The organism is Massilia haematophila, assembly GCF_042647645.1.
In the GTDB taxonomy this organism is placed as follows: Bacteria; Pseudomonadota; Gammaproteobacteria; order Burkholderiales; family Burkholderiaceae_D; genus Telluria; species Telluria haematophila.
In genome coordinates this window covers 1,659,609-1,677,636 of sequence record NZ_JBHRVV010000001.1, presented here as the reverse complement: position 1 = coordinate 1,677,636, position 18,028 = coordinate 1,659,609, and the positions used below count along the sequence as shown (strand labels likewise).

The following is an 18,028-nucleotide window of genomic DNA, read 5'->3' as shown; positions in this document are numbered from 1 at the left end:
CGATGGGTTCGATCCCGCGTATCGCCCGCGGCAAGGGCGCGGCCTTTTCCGAAAGCCCGGTGCTGGGCGAGACCCTGCCGGCCTGGCGTTCGCGCCTGGTCCTGTTCGTGCTGTTTGCCGCCTTCGCCGCGCTGGGGCTGCGCGCGGTCTGGCTGCAGCTGCTGTCCGACGACTTCCTGCGCCGCCAGGGCGCCTACCGCTATGCGCGCACCGTCGAGCTGCCGGCCATGCGCGGGCCGATCGTCGACCGCAACGGCCACCTGCTGGCGATGTCGCTCCCGGTCAAGGCGCTGTGGGCGATCCCGGAGGAGGTGCGCGCCGCGCCCACCGCACGCCTGGATGAACTGGCGCGCCTGCCCGGCCTCACCCGCGGCGAGCTCGACGCCAGGCTGGACGGCCGGCGCGGGTTCGTCTATCTGCGGCGCCAGGTCGAGCAGGACCTGGTCGACCAGGTGCTGGCGCTGGACATCCCCGGCGTCCACACGCGCAGGGAAACCAAACGCTATTATCCGCAGGGCGAGCGCACCGCGCACCTGGTCGGCTTCACCAACGTCGAGGACGTCGGCCAGGACGGCATGGAACTGGCGCACCAGTCCCACCTGGCGGGACGCGCCGGTAGCCGGCGCGTGATCAGGGACCGCCTGGGCCGGGTGGTCGAGGACGCCGGCATGACGCTGCCGGCGCGCGAAGGCGGCGCGCTGGCGCTGTCGATCGACCGCGACGTCCAGCACGCGGCCTACACCCACCTGAAGGCGGCGCTCGAGCGCCACCAGGCCAGCGCCGCCGCCATCGTCGTGCTCGACGTGCGCAGCGGCGAGGTGCTGGCGCTGGCCAACCTGCCGGACTACGACCCGAACGACCGCCGGCGCTTGAGCGGCGCCCAGCTGCGCAACCGCGCGCTGACCGACACCTACGAGCCGGGCTCGGTGGTCAAGCCCTTCACCATCGCTGCGGCGCTCGAGAGCGGGCTGATGACGCCGGAGACGGCGATGGAGACCGCGCCGGGACACCTGCGTATCGGCCGCGCCACCATTTGCGACGCCAGCCGCCACGGCACCCTGACGGTGGCGGAAGTGCTGCAGAAATCCTCGAACGTCGGCACCGCGAAACTGGCGCTGGCGATGCCGGCCGAGCGCATGTGGACGCTCTTGACCGAGGCCGGTTTCGGCCAGGCGCCCCAGCTCGGCTTTCCCGGCACGGCCGCCGGCAGCCTGCGCCCGCACCGCAACTGGAAGCCGATCGAGCAGGCCACCATCAGCTACGGCCACGGCATGTCGACCTCGCTGATGCAGATGGCCCAGTCCTACCTGATCTTCGCGCGCGACGGCGAGATGATCCCGGTCAGCCTGTTGAAGACCGACGAGGCGCCCGCCACCCGGCGCGTGATCGCGCCCGAGACTGCCGCGGCGGTGCGCGCCATGATGGAGCGCGCCACCTGGCCGGGCGGCACCGCGCCGCGCGCCCAGGTCGCCGGCTACCGGGTGGCGGGCAAGACCAGCACCGCGCACAAGCCGGTGAACGGACGCTATACCGACCGCTACATCGCCGGCTTCGTCGGCTTCGCGCCGGTCTCGGCCCCGCGCATCATCGTCGCGGTGATGGTCGACGAACCGACCGGGGGCGGTTACTACGGCGGCCGCGTCGCCGCGCCGGTGTTCGCGGCAGTCGCCCGCGATGCCCTGCGCATCCTGGGCGTGGCGCCGGACGGGCCGGTGGCCGACATCATCGCGGCGCCGGCGGAGGACGAGGAGAAGGAGGGAACGGCGGGCGCGGGGGCGCCGTGAACGCTAGGCCTTGCCTGCGGCCGCCGCCAACAGGCGCCGGAGCAGCGCCAGGTCGATCGGCTTGGTCAGGTGGTGATCGAAGCCCGCTTCGAAGGCGCGTTCGCGGTCCTTCTGCTGGCCCCAGCCGGTGGTGGCGATGAGCAGCATGGACGACCCGCCCGGCAGCTGGCGCAGGCGCCGCGCCAGTTCGTAGCCGTTGATGTCGGGCAGGCCGATATCGAGCAGGGCCACCGTGGGACGGATGGCCGCCGCCAGCGCGAGCGCCTCCGTCGCCGAGTGCGCGACCGCGACTTCGCAACCGGCAGCCTCGAGCGCCATCGCCAGGGTCGCCGCCGCGTCGTGGTTATCGTCGACCACCGCGATCCTGGCCTGCGCCGCCGCGCCTGGATGCGGGGCAGGAGCGGCGCAACGGTCCGCGTCCGCTTCCGCCGCCAGGTTCGCGGCTAGCGGCAGGCGCACGGTGAAGGTGCTGCCCAGGCCGGGGCCGGGGCTCTCGGCGGCGATCGTCCCGCCATGCAGCGCGACGATGCCGCGCACCAGGGCCAGGCCGATACCGAGCCCTCCCCTGGAGCGTTCCAGCGCCGGTTCGAGCTGCGAAAACATGTCGAACACCGTGGCGAGCGCCGCAGCCGGAATGCCGATGCCGTTGTCGCGCACCCGGATCTCGGCCATGCCGGGCGCGCAGTCCAGGTGCAGCTCGATCAGGCCGCCCTCGGGCGTGTATTTGGCGGCGTTGGTGAGCAGGTTGACGACGATCTGGGCCAGCCGGGTGGCATCGCCGTCGACGTGCACCGGCCCCTCGGCCAGGAACAGGCGCAGGGTGTGGCCGGCGGCCTGCATGGTCCCCGCCAGGTCCTGGGCCGCGCCGCGCAACAATGCCGACAGTTCGACCGGCCCGCGCCGCAGTTGCATGCGCCCCTGGGTGATGCGCGACATTTCCATCAGGTCGTCGACCAGGCGCGTCAGGTGGCGCAGCTGGCGGTCGAACACCTCCAGCAGGCGCGGGTCCGTCGACCTGCCGAAGCGCAGCGTGAACACATCGAGCGCGCTGCGCATCGGCGCCAGGGGATTGCGCAGCTCGTGCGAGAGCGTCGCCAGGAACTCGTCCTTGCGCCGGTCCGCTGCCGACAGCTGGGCGTTCAGCCTGGTCAGCTCGGCTTCGGCGCTGCGCCGCGCTTCCAGGGCGCTTTCCGCCGCCTGGCGCGCCAACAGCAGTTCGCGCTCGTAGGCGCGGCGTTCGGATGCCTTGAACAGGGCCCAGTGGTAGACGGTGCGGCCCGCGTGCTCGCGGCGCACGATGTTGATCAGCATCGGCAGGCGCTCCTGGCGCCGGTTGCGCAGGTCGACCTGGATCTCGGCCACCGAGCCCTGCGCCTGCAGCAGGGGCTGGCAATGCGTGTGATAGAACAGGCGCGCGCCGACCGGCAGCAGGTCCTGCATGCGCTTCTGGCCGACGAGTTCGGCCTGCTCGTAGCCGAGCCAGGCGCAGGCCGGGCCGTTCATGCGCAGGATCAGGCCGTCGGTCGCGGTCAGGATCAGGGCGCAGGCGGCGTCGTCGAACAGCGCCTCGCCGCCGGGCGAAGGATCGCTCACGGCGTCAACGCAGGGTCTGCGCCAGGAAGGCGTCGATCGCGTGCGAACTCTCCGTCGGCGCGCTCATGTGCGGGCAGTGGCCGACGTTCTCGATGACGTGCAGGGTGCTCACCGGCAGGTGGCGGTGCAGGTAATCGCCCACCGCGCGCGGCGCGACGAGGTCGTCGCTGCATTGCAGGATCAGGGCGGGCACGGGCGAACGCGGCACATCGGCGCGATGGTCGGACAGGAAGGTCACGCGCGCGAAATGCTTGGCGATCGCGGGATCGTTGCTGCAGAAACTCCTGGTCAGCTCGTCGCGCAGCTCCGGGCGGTCGGGCACGCCCATGATGGCCGGCGCCAGGCTGCTCGACCAGCCGAGGTAGTTCGCGTCCATGGTCTCGAGCAGCTCGTCGATGTCTTCCCGGCTGAAGCCGCCGACATAATCGCCGTCGTTGATGTAGCAGGGCGAGGGGCCGACCATGACCTGGGCGGCGAAACGTTCCGGCGCCGCGATCGTGGCCAGCAGGCCGATCATGGTGCTGACCGAGTGGCCGACGAAGATTACCGGGCCGGTGGCGAACTCGTCGAGGATCTCGAGCAGGTCGTCGGCATAGCCGTGCAAGGTGGCATATTTGTCGCGGTCGTAGGCCGACAGGTCGGAGTTGCCGCTGCCGACCAGGTCGAAGGCGATCGTGCGAAAACGGTTTGTGTAAGCCGGAGCGAGGAAGCGCCACATGGTTTGATCGCAGCCAAATCCGTGGGCGAACACCATGGTTGCGGAACCATCGCCGGCGACACGGACGTTGTTACGTGCTTGTGTGCGCGACATCAAGGATGCTCAATTGAGAATTTAACAATTGAATTGTACACGATTAACTGTTTGACATGCATCTCCGTGCATATGTCTCCCTGCCGGCGCCAGCGCCGGCGCTGCGACAGGACGGAGCGGAAGCGTCCGTTACAATGCGGGGGTAACGGTCGAGTCCACGGAGTGCTCTTGCAATCTGCCTTCAAGCCCTTGCTGCGCGCAGCGATTTTCTACCTGCTCTCGGTGCTGGCGATTGCGGTCGTGCTGGTGGTCGGGAACTACGTGGTCGACGGCATCCGCGGCGCACTGTCGGCGCGCGACAAGCTGGCGGCGGTGAGCGCCGTTCGCGACGAGCTGCTGCGCTACCGCGAAGCGCGCGCGGGCGCCGTCGTGGACGGACTGGCCGCGGCACGGCAGCTGCCGCTGGCCGCACTCGATGCGCGCATCCGCAGGGTGAACGACGCACTGCGGACCAAGGTGCCGGACGACGAGAACGCGCTGGGCGCCCTGCTGAAAGACGGTCCCCGGCAATACGCCGGCCGACTGGCGGAGCGCTACAAGGGGCGCCTCGACCGCGAACTCCTGGTCCAGGAGCTCGCCTACCTGCAACAGCTGCGCGCCCACCTGGTCGCACTCGACAACCGCGAGCTGGCCGTGCGCGAACGCCGGCGCCTGCTCGAGCGGCACCGCGCCGTGTATGCCCGGCTGATGGCAAAGCGCGAGGAACAGTCCCGGCTCGGCTGGGTCGATGCGCGGCGCATGCAGTACCCCTGGGCGCGCAGCCCGGCCCTCGAGCGGCTGGCGCACGACATTGCCGCGCTGACGGCCGAGAATGCGCGGGCGGCCGCGGCCTACCGGGCCCAGGATGCGGCCTTGCGGCGCCTGCCTGCCGCGCCCGGGCCAGGCGCTTTCGCGCTCGACCGGCAACAGCTCGACCGCGTGCTGCTGCCGCTCGAGGAGCGGCTCGCCGAGGCCCGTCTCGCCGTGTCCCGCGATCCGCTCGCGCGCCTGGCCAGGCCCCTGCTGCAGGCGCTTCCGCTGGCCTGCGCCATCCTGTTCCTGTGCCTGGCCGGCCGCGCCGCCATCCGCGCCTTCTTGTATTTCGTGCTGGCCCCGCTGGCCACGCGCGCGGCCCCGGTCCGGCTCGATGCTGCCGGACCGCAGCCAGGGCAGGGCGGGGAGCCGGTGGAATTGCTGTCTCCCTCGGCCGTCTCGCAGACCCTCACGCTCGCGCCGCACGAGGAACTGCTCGTGCTGCCGCACTACCTGCAAAGCGTCCCGGTCGCGGCCAGCAAGACGACGCGCTGGCTGATCCGGGGCCGCTGGTGGGCCAGCCTGGTCTCGGGCATGGCCCTGCTCACCAGCGTGCGCACCCGCAGCGCCGACGACCCGATCGTGCTGTCCAGCAGCGACGACGGCCTGAGCGAAATCGCCGTGGTCCGCATCCCGGCGGGGCGGGCGCTGGCGCTGCATCCCCGGGCCCTGGTCGGACTGCTGGCCGACACCAGGACGCCGCCCGACATCGGCTGGCACTGGCGGCTGGACAGCCTGCACGCCTGGCTGACGCTGCAGCTGCGCTTTTTCGTGCTGCGTGGACCGCTCACGCTTGCCCTGCAGGGCAAACGCGGCGTGCGGGTCCAGCCGGCGCGGGGCAGGCACGCCAGCCGCCAGGCCGCCACCCTGGGCTTCTCGACCGACGTCGCCTACTCGACCGTGCGCAGCGCGCCTTTTCTTCCTTACCTGCGCGGCCAGAACGCGCTGCTGAACGATTGTTTCGACGGCAGCGACGGCATCTACCTCTACGACGAAACCCCGCAGGCCGGCGGCAAGCCAGGCCGCGTCAGCCGCGGGCTGGAAGGCATCACCGATGCGCTGCTGAAGCTGGTCGGGTACTAAACAGGCGGACGGATGCCAAGCAGCAGCGGCGCGCCCCCGCGCAGCCACGGTGGGATGTTAATCGGAGGATAATATTGTTATAGTTCAGTAACTATCTGGACGAAAACATGAAATCTCTGACACTCATTTTCACTTTCTGTGCGGCGCTGCTCGCGTCCTCCGCCTCCGCGCAACCCCTGACCCTGGAGAATTGACCGAAGCCTCCGGCATGAGGTCGGCTACCTTGTCGCCGGACGGGCGCCACATCGCCGCGATCCTCTTCGACGGGCTCAATTACGGCCTGATCCTGGTCGATACCGAGACGCTCGCGGTCAGGAAGCTGCGTAAGGGCGCCAGGTTCTCGAAAGGCTTCTGGAGCTATCTGAAAGCGCCGCGCGACGTGATCTGGGCCGACAACGATGTCCTCGCGGTCAACCTTGGCTACGACGCCGAGTCGATGGACCTGGAAGGCAAGAAGCTGCGAACGCTCGGGGAGTCGGTCGTCGGACGCGTCGGCTTCGGCGCCGCCAGCGGCGAGGTCATCGTCACGAAAAACGCCCACAAGCACAAGGTCGCCAGGTGCAACGCCCGCACGGGCGCGTGTACGACGTTCTGGCACCCGCCCGGCGAGCCCCTGCGCTACGCCTTCGACAAGCAGGGCAACCTGCGTGCCATCACGCTGATGGACTCAGCCCTGTTCAAGGACGCCACGACGGTCTCCAACTGGTACAAGCCGGCGGACAAGCCGACCTGGACCAAGCTCGCGGAATTCCGGATCGACGAGGATTTCTGGGTACCCGCCTACGTGCCGGACGAGCCGGACAGGCTGGTGATCGCTTCGCGCCAGGGGCGCGACACCCGGGCGCTCTTCGATTACGACACCGTCGAGCGCCGTCAGGTCGAGATGCTGGCCGGTCATCCGACCCAGGACATCCTGTCCTACGACGGGATCGAGCAGGCCACGTTCGACTACGTCGCGACCAGCGGCATGCGGCGCGAGCAGGTCTGGTTCCAGCGCGACCGGGCCGCGATGCAGAGGCAGATCGACGTGCTGCTGCCGGACCGGGTGAACATCCTGTCGGGCGATCCGCGCCGCGCCGTGCTGGTGCGTTCCTACGGGGACGTGGACCCGGGCACCTGGTATTACTTCGATATCGCGAAGAAGTCGCTGGTCACGGTCGGCAAGGCACGGACTTCGATCGACCCGGCAAGGATGCGCCCGATGGAGGTGATGTCGTACAAGGCGGCCGATGGCCTGACGATCCCGGCTTACCTGACCCGGCCCACGGCACTAACCGCATCGGCAACATCGGCAACGTCGGCAACGTCGGCAACATCGGCGCCCATGATCGTGCTGATCCACGGCGGCCCGCTGGCGCGCGACCACTGGGGATGGGACGCCGAGGTGCAGTTGCTGGCCAACCGCGGCTATCTCGTGTTCCAGCCCCAGTTCAGGGGATTGAGCGGCTTCGGGCGCCGCTTCGAGGAAGCGGGTTTCGGCGAATGGGGCAAGGCCATGCAGGACGACATCACGGACGGGGTGCGCCACCTGGTCGCCCAGGGGATCGCCGATCCGCAACGCATCTGCATCGTCGGCGCCAGCTACGGCGGCTACGCCGCCCTGTGGGGACTGGTGAAAACGCCGGAACTGTACCGTTGCGGGATCAGTTTCGCGGGCGTGACCGACATCGGTCACCTGTTCTCCGACTGGAACGATCTACGCTTCGACAAGGCCAGCCGCCAGCTGATGAAGCGCCACATCGGCGACAGCAGCATGAGCGCGACGCTCTTCGATCCGGTATCGCCGCTCAGGCATGCGGCCAGGATCGAGGCGCCGGTGCTGCTGATGCACGGCAGGGAAGACGAGCGGGTGCCGATTGCCCACGGCCCCCGGATGCGCGATGCCCTCGAGGCCAGCGGCAAAAAGGTGACGTGGGTGGTCTTCAACGAAGAAGGTCACGGCCTGTACTACCAGCATAGCCAGGTCGCGTATTTCGAGGCCATGCTCGACTTCCTGGGCAAGCATCTTCCGGTTGCCGCCCCCGCAGCGGCGCCGGCTGCGACGACTGTGCTAGAGTGAGAAGCTTGCCGGGTTGCATCAAGCGTAACCCACTCCCGCGGCGAGGGGACGGCGCCTGCAAGGGCGGCCCCCTTGACGCTCAACTGCAAGGTAAGAGAACTTATGAGTAACAATACCGCCAGCCCCGCCACCAGCCCCGAATTCTGGCAACGCGTCGACGCCGTCATCAACCTGGTGAACGACCAGTCCGAAGCGAGTTCGCCGAGCGAAGCCGGCGCCTCCGCCCTGTTTGCCTCGGCCCGCTTCAACGCCTTCCTGGTCGCGCAAAGCACCGGCAGCGCCGAGAACATGGCGCTCGAAAAAGAGCGCGCACTGGAGTACTTCACGGGCCAGTTCCGCGAGATGATGGTCGCGAACATGGACAACTTCATCGAGAACTACGCGAAGTTCATGCAACCGAACCCGCAGTAAGAACGATGCCGGCCCGTGGGGCCGGCATCGTTCTTACGGGCCGGCCTCGTTCTTATTCGAACCAGGAGAAGCCGTCGCGCGCCAGCAGCGCGAACGAGGCCGCCGGACCCCAGGAGCCGGCGGCGTACTGCTGCGGCTTCTCGCCCAGCGTCTTCCAGCCCTCGATGATCGGGTCGGCCCATGCCCAGGCCGCTTCCAGTTCGTCCCGGCGCATGAAGTGGGTCAGGCGCCCGCGCACCACGTCGATCAGGAGGCGCTCGTAGGCCTCGGCGCGGCGCTGCTGGAAGGCCGACTGCAGGTCCAGGTTCAGCGCCACCTGCTGCATCTGCACGCCGCTGCCGGGCTGCTTGGCCATGATCTGCAGCTTGATCGCTTCCTCGGGCTGCAGCTCGATCACCAGGCGGTTGGTCACCCCGACCGGGTTTTCCGGGAACAGCGGGAAGGGCGGATTCGCGAATTCGATCACGATGCGCGAGGAGCGGCGCGCCATGCGCTTGCCGGTGCGCAGGTAGAACGGCACCTTCGACCAGCGCCAGGTGTCGATGTGGGCGCGCAGCGCGACGAAGGTCTCGGTGCGCGAGTCAAGCGGCACGTTCGCTTCTTCCAGGTAGCCCTGCACCTCTTCGCCGCCGGAGACGCCGTGGCTGTACTGGCCGCGCACGGTGTCGCGCGCGATGTCGGCCAGGCTGAAGCGGCGCAGCGAGCGCAGCACCTTCAGCTTCTCGTCGCGCACCGCGTCCGGCGACAGCGAGGTCGGCGGCTCCATCGCCACGATGCACAGCAGTTGCAGCAGGTGGTTCTGGACCATGTCGCGCATCGCGCCGGTGCCGTCGTAGAAGCCGGCGCGGCTGCCGACGCCCACTTCCTCGGCCACCGTGATCTGCACGCTCGAGATGTTCGGCGCGCGCCAGATCGGCTCCAGGATCGAGTTCCCGAAGCGCAGCACGATCAGGTTCTGCACCGTTTCCTTGCCCAGGTAGTGGTCGATGCGGTAGATCTGCGATTCGGCGAAATGGCGGCCGACGGCCTCGTTGATCTCCACCGCCGACGCCAGGTCGCGGCCGAGCGGCTTTTCCAGCACCACGCGCGCATGCTTGTCGACCAGCCCGGCGGCGGACAGCTTGTCGCAGATGGTGGTGAACAGCGAGGGCGCGGTGGCGAGATAGAACACACGCTGGGCGCCGGCGCGCGAGGCTTCGGCCAGGGCGCCGAAGTCTGGCGCGGACTGGACGTCCAGGCGCACGTACTCGAGCAGGTTCAGGAAACCGTTCCAGGTATTCTCGTTGAAGTTCTCGCCGGTGATGAAGGGGCGCGAATGGGCGCTGACGTGGGCCAGGTAGGCCGCGCGGTCGAACTCCTGGCGCCCGGTCGAGAGGATGCGCGTCGCGCCCGGCAGGTTGCCGTGCAGGTAGGCCATGTACAGCGCGGGCAGCAGCTTGCGCATCGCAAGGTCGCCCATGCCGCCAAAGATGACCATGTCGAGAGGGAGTTCGGTGTCGGGAGCTGGAGTAGGCGTCATGTGCTTTCGTAGATGTGAAGGGCCGGGCTGTCGGGCAGGCCCGGCTTGTTTGGCAATTCGCTTAGCATATCACTTGATCGCCGGCCGGATCGAAACCATGCCGCCGGCGCCGCTCCCGGCGTTTCTCATTCCTTGTACCGTAACGCCTCGATCACCAGCCCCAGGGCGCGCGACGACTGCCTGCGGCTCGGGTAATACGCGAACAGCCCCGGAAAGCGCGGGCACCAGTCGTGCATCACCCTCACCAGCCGTCCCTGCGCGACGTGGGGCGCGGTCATCTCCTCGGGCAGGAAGCCGATGCCGCAGCCGCTCAGGGCCACCTGCAGGATGTGCGGCGCCGTATTGCAGACGACCTGGCCGCGCACGCGCAGCTCCAGCGGCTGCCCGTCGTGCTCGAGCTCCCAGGCATACAGGCCACCGCTGCTGGCCAGGCGCAGCGCGATGCAGTTGTGCTTCATGAGGTCTTGCGGCGAGGTCGGCAGCGGCCGCTGGGCGAAGTAGCCGGGCGCGGCGACGATCGACATCGGCATCTCGCGCGTCAGGCGTACCGCGATCATGTCCTTTTCGACCTGGTCGCCGTAGCGCACGCCGATGTCGAAGCGCTCGGCGGCGATGTCGACCAGGCGGTAATCGGAGCTGAGCTCGACGTGCAGGTCGGGGTAGAGCGGCAGCAGGGGCGCCAGGCGCGGCCACAGCAGGGTGTCGATCACGTGGTCGATGGCGGTGATGCGGATGGTGCCGGCCGGCTTGGCGCCGAGGTCGCTCACCGCGGCGATTTCGGCGTCGATCTCGTCCAGGCGCGGGCCGACGTTCTGCAGCAGGCGCTCGCCGGCCTCGGTCGGCGAGACGCTGCGCGTGGTGCGGGTCAGGAGGCGCACGCCCAGCCGTTCCTCGAGGCCGCGGATGATGTGGCTCAGCGCCGATTGCGTCATGCCCAGCTTGCTGGCGGCGCGCGTGAAGCTGCGCTCGCGTGCGACCGCGAGGAAGACGAGGATGTCGTTGATGTTGTCGCGGGCCATAGATGGATCTGGAAACGGGTCTCGAAATGGGAAGCGTCCGACGCCGTTCCCCGGGAAGGTTTATCATACAGCTTATGACGCAGCGTACCGAATCACCGCGTCGATTCATGAATCTAGCTCATAAGGGCAAGCAAGTTCGTGCCCGTTTTGCCTGGCTGTTTGCCCTTACCATCTCCCCCTGTTTCGACCTCGCGCATGTCACACGCCAGGTCCGCACCAGCAATCATCCAAAGGACTCATCCATGACCGTCAAAGCCTACGGCGCCCATGCCGGCGACCAACCCCTCGTTTCCCTCGACATCACCCGCCGAGATGTCGGCGCCCACGACGTGCAGATCGACATCGCCTATTGCGGCGTCTGCCACTCCGACCTGCACCAGGTGCGCGGCGAATGGGCCGGCACCCTGTATCCCTGCGTGCCGGGCCACGAGATCGTCGGCCGCGTCGTCGCCGTCGGCGCCCACGTCAGCCGCCACAAGGTCGGCGACCTGGTCGGCGTCGGCTGCATGGTCGACAGCTGCCAGGGTTGCGCCGACTGCGAGGACGGCCTGGAACAGTATTGCGACGGCATGGTCGGCACCTACAACGGCCCGACCGCCGACGCGCCCGGCCACACCCTGGGCGGCTATGCGCAGCAGATCGTCGTGCACGAGCGCTTCGTGCTGCGCGTGCGCCACGCCGAAGACCAGCTGGCCGCCGTCGCGCCGCTGCTGTGCGCCGGCATCACCACCTGGTCGCCGCTGCGCCACTGGAACGCCGGTCCCGGCAAGCGCGTCGGCATCGTCGGCATCGGCGGCCTGGGCCACATGGGCATCAAGCTGGCGCGTGCGCTGGGTGCCCACGTGGTCGCCTTCACCACCTCGGAATCGAAGCGCCAGGATGCGCTGGCCCTCGGCGCCCATGAAGTCGTGGTCTCGCGCGACCCGGGCGCCATGGCCGAGCAGGCGAAATCGCTCGACCTGATCGTCAACACCGTGGCCGCGCCGCACGACCTGGACGCCTTCCTGAACCTGCTCAAGCGCGACGGCACCATGGTGCTGGTCGGCGCGCCGTCCACGCCGCACCCGTCGCCGCAGGTGTTCAACCTGATCATGAAGCGCCGCGCCCTGGCCGGCTCGATGATCGGCGGCATCCCGGAAACCCAGGAGATGCTCGACTTCTGCGCCGAGCACGGCATCGTCGCCGACATCGAGATGATCCGCGCCGACGAAATCAACGCCGCCTACGAGCGCATGCTCAAGGGCGACGTCAAGTACCGCTTCGTGATCGACAGCGCGACCCTGGCCGGCTGATCCGCGTAGGGCGGCGCGGTTTCCTGGCGCGTCGCCTTGCCGTAAATGACGCGGCTGCGGCGGATGGCGCAGCTCAGCGAGGCGCAGTAGCGCCCGCGGCCGTGGCGGACAATGCGCTTGCCGGCGCCGGCGCCGGCGCCGGTTCAGGTTCCCAGCACTCCGGCGCAAGCACGTGCGACTTCGCCGGCTCCTGCACGAAGTGCGGCGAAGTCAGCTGCACGCCGTTCAGGTTGAAGACATCGACGATGCGCCCATGCAGGCGGCTGCGCACGTCGACGTGCTCGCGCGGCGACGCGGCGCGGGCCTGGGCCACCAGCCGGTATTCGATGTAGAAGTCCGACAGCGCGGTCTGGGCGACGAAGGGCGCCGGCTCCTGCAGCACGCCTTCGGTCTCGCGCGCCGCCTGCTGCAGCATCGCGTGCACCTGGCGCCACGGCGTGTCGTAGCCGATCGCCACCGCCGCCTCCACCGTGAACTCGGCGTCGCCGCCGGCGCGCGAATAGTTCTTCGTCGTATTCGACAGCACCAGCGCGTTCGGCAGCGCGATCTCGGCGCCCAGCCCGGTGCGCAGGCGCGTCTCGAACATCCCCAGTTCCACCACCGTGCCCTCGGCCTCGCCGATGCGCACGTATTCGCCCTTGCGCAGGGTGCGGGTGTACATCAGGATCAGGCCCGAGGCGCCTTGCGCCACCAGGCTCGAGCCGCCGATCGAGACCATCAGGCCGGCCAGCACGGTCAGGCCCTGGAAGGCCGCGGTGTGCGAGCCGGGCAGGTAGGGGTAGGCCATCGCCAGCGCGAACAGGACGATGGCGACGTTCACCAGGCGCCGGGTCGGCGGCGCCGTGTCGCGGTCGAGCCAGCCCAGTTCGAGTTCGCCGCTCTCGACGCGCTTGAGCACCGAGCCGGCGGTGCGGATCGCCAGGCGCGCCAGCGCCGCGATCACCACCACCACGACCAGGCCCGGCAGCGCGCGGCCGATGCCGCCGGCGACATCGAAGGCGGTTGCCGCCAGGTAGCCGCGCAGCTGTTCGCCCCAGTCGTGGAAGTAGGGGATGTGCCCGAGCAGGAAGGTGGCCCAGAGGAAGGTCGCGAACAGCCGCGCCGACCATACCAGCGCGCTGGCGGCCTGGCGGATGAAGCGCACCACGTGCTCGGCATCGAACAGGGCGACGTTACGGAAGCGCACCTGCTCCAGGCGGCGGCCGACCGCGCGCTTGCTGTAGGCGCGCACGCGGCGGTGAAGCAGGCCGAGGGCGCGCAGCACCAGCCAGTAGGCGAGCGTGGCCGCCAGGCACCAGGCGCCGGCGATCAGGAAGTAGCGCGGCGTGGCCTGTTCGCGCCGCTCCTGCAGGGCCTTGTCGAGCAGCGCCGCGGCCTCGTGCGCGGCTTCCTCGGTGCTGTCGCCGGCCAGGGTGTTGACGTCGTCGGGCGTCACCAGGAACAGCAGGCGGCCGTCGAGCAGGACCTGGGTGCCCTGTTCGATCGCGCGGGTGCCGGTGCGCTGCGCGCCGCCCAGCGCCAGCGCCTTGTCCAGGCGCTTGCGCGCGCCCTCGGCCCGGTCCTGGGGCGGGAAGCCGGCCAGGCTGGAACGGAACACGAAGATGGTGCGGGCGCCGACGTTCAGCTGGGCGCTCGGCGCGGTAGTCGTCGGTGCCGGCTGGGCGGGCGCGCCTTGGGCGAGGGCGCCGGACAGCACGCCGGACAGGAGGATGGTCAGGAAGACAAGGAAACGAACCGGGGCAAGCATGAGAATTGCTGGTTGGAAAAACCCAGCATCATGCCATGCATTTTCCCGGCTGTCTGTGGCGCAGGTGTGTCAATCCGAATGGGCGATGCGCAGGCCGCCCTTGTTATCGGGCAGCCACACCTCGGCCAGGTCGGAACTCACGTCGAAAAAACCCAGCCCATGTTTCGCGGCGAGGGCGAACACCGACTCGTGGGCCTGGTCGATCCGCTCCCAGTCGGAAAACGACAGGTAGACCAGGGTGCGGCCGATCGTGTAGTCGGTGCCCGCCGCCTCGTCGGGGGCGTCCGCGGCCAGCGGCGGGAAGGTGGCCGCCAGCTCGGCGCAGAACGCCTGTAGTGCCGGCGTGGCGAGGGCCGGGTCGTCGTAGCCGTGGTCTTCCTCCCACTCGGTCTGTTCGTCGTACCAGTCGAGGAAGGCGGGGCGCTTGTGCGGCGCCGCTTCGGGCGCGAATACCATCAGGTCATAGCTCATGGACGCATTCTACTTCAGCACCGCCACCGCATCCACGATGTCGACTCCCTGCAACTGCCCGAGCCAGGCGTCGAACCAGGGCTTGTGCGAGGCGCCGACGATGCTCAGCACGCGCGCGCCGGGCCGCTCGCGGAAGGTCTCGCGGATGTTGGCGACCATGCGCAGGTTGCGCGTCTCCCAGCCGCCGACCCAGATCTGCGGGTAGCCCTGGGCGGACTTCGCGCGCATCGCCGGCACCACGTTCGCCTCGGCCAGCAGGCGCAGGCCTTCCGGATCGTTCACGCTGCGGTACAGCGGCAGCAGGTCGGGCGCCTTGGCCAGCGCGTCTTCGCGCTGCTTGCGCACCTTGAATACCCCGTCGGCCTGGGCCCAGGCGGCCTCGATCTCGCTTACGAAAGCCTTGATGTCGGGCACGTCGATCAGGTCGCCCGTGTGGTTGTCGACCGGGTGCACGCGCGGCAGGCCCAGGCGCGCCGCCAGCCGCGCCGCGATCTGGTAGCTCTCGTCGTTGCGGGTGCCGATCCGGGTCAGTTGCTGCACCAGCGCGGCGTCCAGGCTGTCGCCGGCGCGGCGCTCCGCAAGCGGCAGTTGCAGCCACTGGACATAGGCGGAGGCCGGGTCGTTTGACGCCAGGAACAGCGCGGCGAGCCGGCGCCGCTGGGCCGGCGTCGGCTGGGCCGGCCAGGCCTTCAGGGTCTTGCCGACCTCATGCAGGGCGCCGGGTATGTCGAGTCCGGTCGCGGCCTGCGCCGCCGCGGTCGAGGGACAGTAGTCGGGACCGTATTTCGCCGGTTGGCGCGCGGCCAGGTCGCACTCGTCGCCCGGCTCGTCCTCGATGGTGATGATCTGGGGCCTGAAGGCCGCCAGCCGGTCGAGCACGCCGTCCAGCGCCGCCGGGTCGAAGCTGGCCGGCAGGGTGTTCAGGTGGATGGTGCCGAGCACCAGCACCTGGGCGCGCGGTCCCGCCATGCCGCGATCAAACGTCGTCAGGTCGATCTGCGCCTGCGCCGCCGGCGGCAGCGCCGCGGCGAGGATGCAGGTCCACGTACGCCAGTTTGCCATGCCGTCCCTCCCTGTTGTCGAGTTGCAGGAGAATCTAGAGAAGACTTGCCGGTCGAACAACCGGGAAAGGACAGGATGCCGATTTGCCGGTCCAGGCCGTCGAAAACGGGCGCTGTCCGGCTAACCGTGCCGGAGCGAAATTGCTACACGTAAAGCCGAGCACTTTCCACGCGCCGGCGCAAGCGTCCGTCTGATTCTTCGCAGATGCAGGCGCGACAGCGGGTTTTGCGCAAGCGTGCCGGCAGCGGCCGGCGCATGATCGGGCGTCTTCGCCGCAGCGCCCGGTGGCCGCGGCAGCGTTCATCGATTGTCTATCCTGGAGGGAAATAATGCGTCGCGTTCAAGGCAGCACCCGATCCGTCACCAAAGCGGCGTGGCGCCTGTCGCCGCTGTTGTTCGCGCTTGCCGCAGCAGCCGCAGCCGCAGCCGCTCCAGCAGTGGCGCAGCAGGTCGCGCCCGCCGCCGGCGATCTGCGCGGGCCTGCGCACGCGAGCGCCACGACCTATCGTGTGGTCAACCTGGGCAGCGGCCAGCTCAGCGCGCTGCCGAAGATCAATGCCAGGGGACAGGTGGTCTTCTCGACCTTTCCCGGCCCGGTGTCGCGCGGCTTTTTCTACGACGGCGCCGCGGTGCGCGACATCGGCACCCTGGGCGGGGCCGAGACGCTCGCCCTCGACCTGAACAATGCGGGGCAGGTCACCGGCGGCTCCTTCCTGGCCAACGGCAGCGAACACGCCTTCTTCTGGAGCGCGGGCGGCGGCATGCTCGACCTGGGCGTGCTGCCGGGCGCAGCCAATTCGCGGGCAACGGCGATCAACAACCTGGGCGTGGTTACCGGCACCTCCGAAGGCGTGCCCTCGTTCTTTCCCCGCGCGTTCCGCTGGAGCCGGGCGAACGGGATGGAAAACCTGGGAGCCTTCACCTCCTACCTGTCGAGTTTCGGCAACACGCTCAACGATGCCGGCCTCATCACGGGCACCTCGGATACGCCCGACAACCGGCGCCAGGCCTTCGTCTGGACCCGCGGCGGCGGCCTGCTCGATATCGACACGCTGGGCAGCGACTATTCCGAAGGCATCGCCGTCGGGGCCAGGGGCGAAGTGGCGGGCAGCCGCCTCGACCCCGTCAGCGGGCTCTACAGGGCGTTCTTCTGGACCCGCGCCGGCGGCATGCGCGACCTGGGCACGGCCGGCGGCATCGAATCCTTCGTCATGGCGATGAGCCCGAACGCCCAGGTCGCTGCCCTCGTCAACCGCGCCGACGGCACCCAGCGCGCGGCCTACTGGACGCGTGCGGGCGGATTGCGCCAGCTTGGCACCCTGAGCGGCCCGTCCTCGCGCGTGCTCGAACTCAACAACAAAGGGCAGCTGGTCGGCCTGGCCGACGACGCGACCCAAACGTCCCGTGCCTTCCTGTGGTCGGCCCGGACCGGCATGCTCGACCTGAACCGGCGCCTGCGCCATGCGCCGCCGGGGCTGGTGCTGGATGCCGCCCTCGCGATCAACGACAGCGGCGCGATCGTGGCCAGTTCCAACGCCGGGCTGGTGCTGCTCAAGCCCGGACGCGGCAACAGCGACGGACACGCCGTCGGTCCGATCGAGGCGCCCGAGCTGGTCGGGGTCGGGACGCTGGTAGAGGCATCGGTGGCGTGGGTCGACCCGGACCGCACCGGCACGCGCAGCATCGCCTGGTCCTGGGGCGACGGCAGCGGCGGCGCGAGCAGGATGCGCGAGGCGAACGGCGCCGGCAGCGCCAGCGCCAGCCACAGCTACGCGGCGCCGGGGATTTACCCGGTGACGGCAACGGTGGTCGACAGGAGTGGCCGCAGCACGGTGGTCGGCAGGACTGTGGTGGTGACGGCGCCCGGCGACATCGCCGGCCAGGGCGCGCTGCTGTCGCCGCCGGGCGCCCAGGCGCACGCGCCACGCCACGTCGGCAAGGCTCGCTTCAGCCTGCTGGTGCCGGCCGCTGGCGCCGGCGACCTGCCTGCGGCGCGCGGCCAGGGCCGGCTGCGCTTCGACTTGCCGGGCCTGAACCTGCGCAGCGACGACCTGCGTCCGGTCAGGCGCCAGGGCGGCCGGCACGTGTTCGAAGGCAGCGCCACCAATGGCACGGCGGGCGCATCGGGAGCATCAGGCGCATCAGTCGCAGCGGCCCGCTACCGCGTGCGGCTGGCGGCGACGACCGGCGCGCCCGGCGCCCGCCAGGACCGCTTCGGCCTGACGGTCTGGCGTACCGATCCCGCGACCGGGACCGAGACCGTGGTCTACGACAACCTGGGCAGCGCCCAGGCCGGCGGCGCGCTGGTGGAAGGCAGGATCGCGGGGGAGTGAGCAGTGCAGCGTGAGCAGTGCAGGGTAAGCAGTGCAGGGTAAGCAGTGCAGG

At 69.5% G+C, this 18,028-nt stretch carries 13 protein-coding genes; 6 read left to right on the top strand and 7 right to left on the bottom strand.

The window, feature by feature from the left end; genetic code table 11:
- The first annotated feature begins 2 nt into the window (after positions 1-2).
- Complete coding sequence (locus tag ACFOPH_RS07525) at positions 3-1,784, top strand: peptidoglycan D,D-transpeptidase FtsI family protein (RefSeq protein ID WP_379734516.1); 1,782 nt, start codon at positions 3-5, stop codon at positions 1,782-1,784.
- A gap of 3 nt (positions 1,785-1,787) precedes the next feature.
- On the opposite strand, the gene ACFOPH_RS07520 is transcribed toward ACFOPH_RS07525, so the two are convergent.
- The gene (locus ACFOPH_RS07520) at positions 1,788-3,377 is read right to left on the bottom strand and encodes a hybrid sensor histidine kinase/response regulator (protein WP_379734514.1); all 1,590 of its coding nucleotides are present in this window, start codon (positions 3,375-3,377) and stop codon (positions 1,788-1,790) included.
- A gap of 4 nt (positions 3,378-3,381) precedes the next feature.
- Complete coding sequence (locus tag ACFOPH_RS07515; protein ID WP_379737881.1) at positions 3,382-4,131, bottom strand: alpha/beta fold hydrolase; 750 nt, start codon at positions 4,129-4,131, stop codon at positions 3,382-3,384.
- Between the two features lie 225 nt (positions 4,132-4,356).
- Between ACFOPH_RS07515 and ACFOPH_RS07510 the strand changes: the two genes are divergently transcribed.
- The 3 genes from ACFOPH_RS07510 to ACFOPH_RS07500 all read left to right on the top strand — a co-directional run bounded on the left by ACFOPH_RS07510 (position 4,357) and on the right by ACFOPH_RS07500 (position 8,533).
- Complete coding sequence (locus tag ACFOPH_RS07510) at positions 4,357-6,063, top strand: hypothetical protein (RefSeq protein WP_379734512.1); 1,707 nt, start codon at positions 4,357-4,359, stop codon at positions 6,061-6,063.
- A 208-nt stretch (positions 6,064-6,271) separates the two neighbouring features.
- Positions 6,272-8,122 carry an alpha/beta hydrolase family protein gene (locus ACFOPH_RS07505; RefSeq protein ID WP_379734510.1) on the top strand — a complete coding sequence of 617 codons (1,851 nt, stop codon included), beginning with the start codon at positions 6,272-6,274 and terminating at the stop codon, positions 8,120-8,122.
- A gap of 102 nt (positions 8,123-8,224) precedes the next feature.
- Positions 8,225-8,533: a DUF3144 domain-containing protein gene (locus ACFOPH_RS07500; RefSeq protein WP_312551854.1), complete on the top strand. Its 309-nt coding sequence runs from the start codon at positions 8,225-8,227 to the stop codon at positions 8,531-8,533.
- A gap of 52 nt (positions 8,534-8,585) precedes the next feature.
- Here the strand turns inward: ACFOPH_RS07500 and zwf are convergent, their stop codons facing one another.
- On the bottom strand, positions 8,586-10,052 hold the full coding sequence (zwf, locus tag ACFOPH_RS07495; protein ID WP_312551856.1) for a glucose-6-phosphate dehydrogenase: 1,467 nt from the start codon (positions 10,050-10,052) through the stop codon (positions 8,586-8,588).
- Between the two features lie 125 nt (positions 10,053-10,177).
- The gene (locus tag ACFOPH_RS07490) at positions 10,178-11,071 is read right to left on the bottom strand and encodes a LysR family transcriptional regulator (protein ID WP_379734508.1); all 894 of its coding nucleotides are present in this window, start codon (positions 11,069-11,071) and stop codon (positions 10,178-10,180) included.
- Between the two features lie 242 nt (positions 11,072-11,313).
- Between ACFOPH_RS07490 and ACFOPH_RS07485 the strand changes: the two genes are divergently transcribed.
- Positions 11,314-12,363: an NAD(P)-dependent alcohol dehydrogenase gene (locus tag ACFOPH_RS07485; protein ID WP_379734507.1), complete on the top strand. Its 1,050-nt coding sequence runs from the start codon at positions 11,314-11,316 to the stop codon at positions 12,361-12,363.
- Positions 12,364-12,436: 73 nt separating this feature from the next.
- Here the strand turns inward: ACFOPH_RS07485 and ACFOPH_RS07480 are convergent, their stop codons facing one another.
- The 3 genes from ACFOPH_RS07480 to ACFOPH_RS07470 form a co-directional block, all read right to left on the bottom strand.
- Positions 12,437-14,110, bottom strand: coding sequence for a mechanosensitive ion channel family protein (locus ACFOPH_RS07480; protein ID WP_379734506.1), 1,674 nt, complete (start codon positions 14,108-14,110; stop codon positions 12,437-12,439).
- A gap of 69 nt (positions 14,111-14,179) precedes the next feature.
- Positions 14,180-14,581 (bottom strand): hypothetical protein, encoded by a 402-nt coding sequence (locus tag ACFOPH_RS07475; RefSeq protein ID WP_312551863.1) that lies wholly within the window; start codon positions 14,579-14,581, stop codon positions 14,180-14,182.
- A gap of 9 nt (positions 14,582-14,590) precedes the next feature.
- On the bottom strand, positions 14,591-15,643 hold the full coding sequence (locus ACFOPH_RS07470) for a DUF5694 domain-containing protein (RefSeq protein ID WP_379734504.1): 1,053 nt from the start codon (positions 15,641-15,643) through the stop codon (positions 14,591-14,593).
- Positions 15,644-15,972: 329 nt separating this feature from the next.
- On the opposite strand from ACFOPH_RS07470, the gene ACFOPH_RS07465 reads away from it, so the two are divergent.
- Positions 15,973-17,976: a PKD domain-containing protein gene (locus ACFOPH_RS07465; protein ID WP_379734502.1), complete on the top strand. Its 2,004-nt coding sequence runs from the start codon at positions 15,973-15,975 to the stop codon at positions 17,974-17,976.
- The last annotated feature ends 52 nt before the right edge of the window (positions 17,977-18,028 follow it).

Coding starts and splice junctions, on each gene's coding strand:
- ACFOPH_RS07485 (WP_379734507.1), top strand. CDS start 11,314: ATGACCGTCAAAGCCTACGGCGCCCATGCCGGCGACCAACCCCTCGTT.
- ACFOPH_RS07525 (WP_379734516.1), top strand. CDS start 3: ATGGGTTCGATCCCGCGTATCGCCCGCGGCAAGGGCGCGGCCTTTTCC.
- ACFOPH_RS07470 (WP_379734504.1), bottom strand. CDS start 15,643: ATGGCAAACTGGCGTACGTGGACCTGCATCCTCGCCGCGGCGCTGCCG.
- ACFOPH_RS07475 (WP_312551863.1), bottom strand. CDS start 14,581: ATGAGCTATGACCTGATGGTATTCGCGCCCGAAGCGGCGCCGCACAAG.
- ACFOPH_RS07490 (WP_379734508.1), bottom strand. CDS start 11,071: ATGGCCCGCGACAACATCAACGACATCCTCGTCTTCCTCGCGGTCGCA.
- ACFOPH_RS07505 (WP_379734510.1), top strand. CDS start 6,272: ATGAGGTCGGCTACCTTGTCGCCGGACGGGCGCCACATCGCCGCGATC.
- zwf (WP_312551856.1), bottom strand. CDS start 10,052: ATGACGCCTACTCCAGCTCCCGACACCGAACTCCCTCTCGACATGGTC.
- ACFOPH_RS07500 (WP_312551854.1), top strand. CDS start 8,225: ATGAGTAACAATACCGCCAGCCCCGCCACCAGCCCCGAATTCTGGCAA.
- ACFOPH_RS07465 (WP_379734502.1), top strand. CDS start 15,973: ATGCGTCGCGTTCAAGGCAGCACCCGATCCGTCACCAAAGCGGCGTGG.
- ACFOPH_RS07515 (WP_379737881.1), bottom strand. CDS start 4,131: ATGGTGTTCGCCCACGGATTTGGCTGCGATCAAACCATGTGGCGCTTC.
- ACFOPH_RS07480 (WP_379734506.1), bottom strand. CDS start 14,110: ATGCTTGCCCCGGTTCGTTTCCTTGTCTTCCTGACCATCCTCCTGTCC.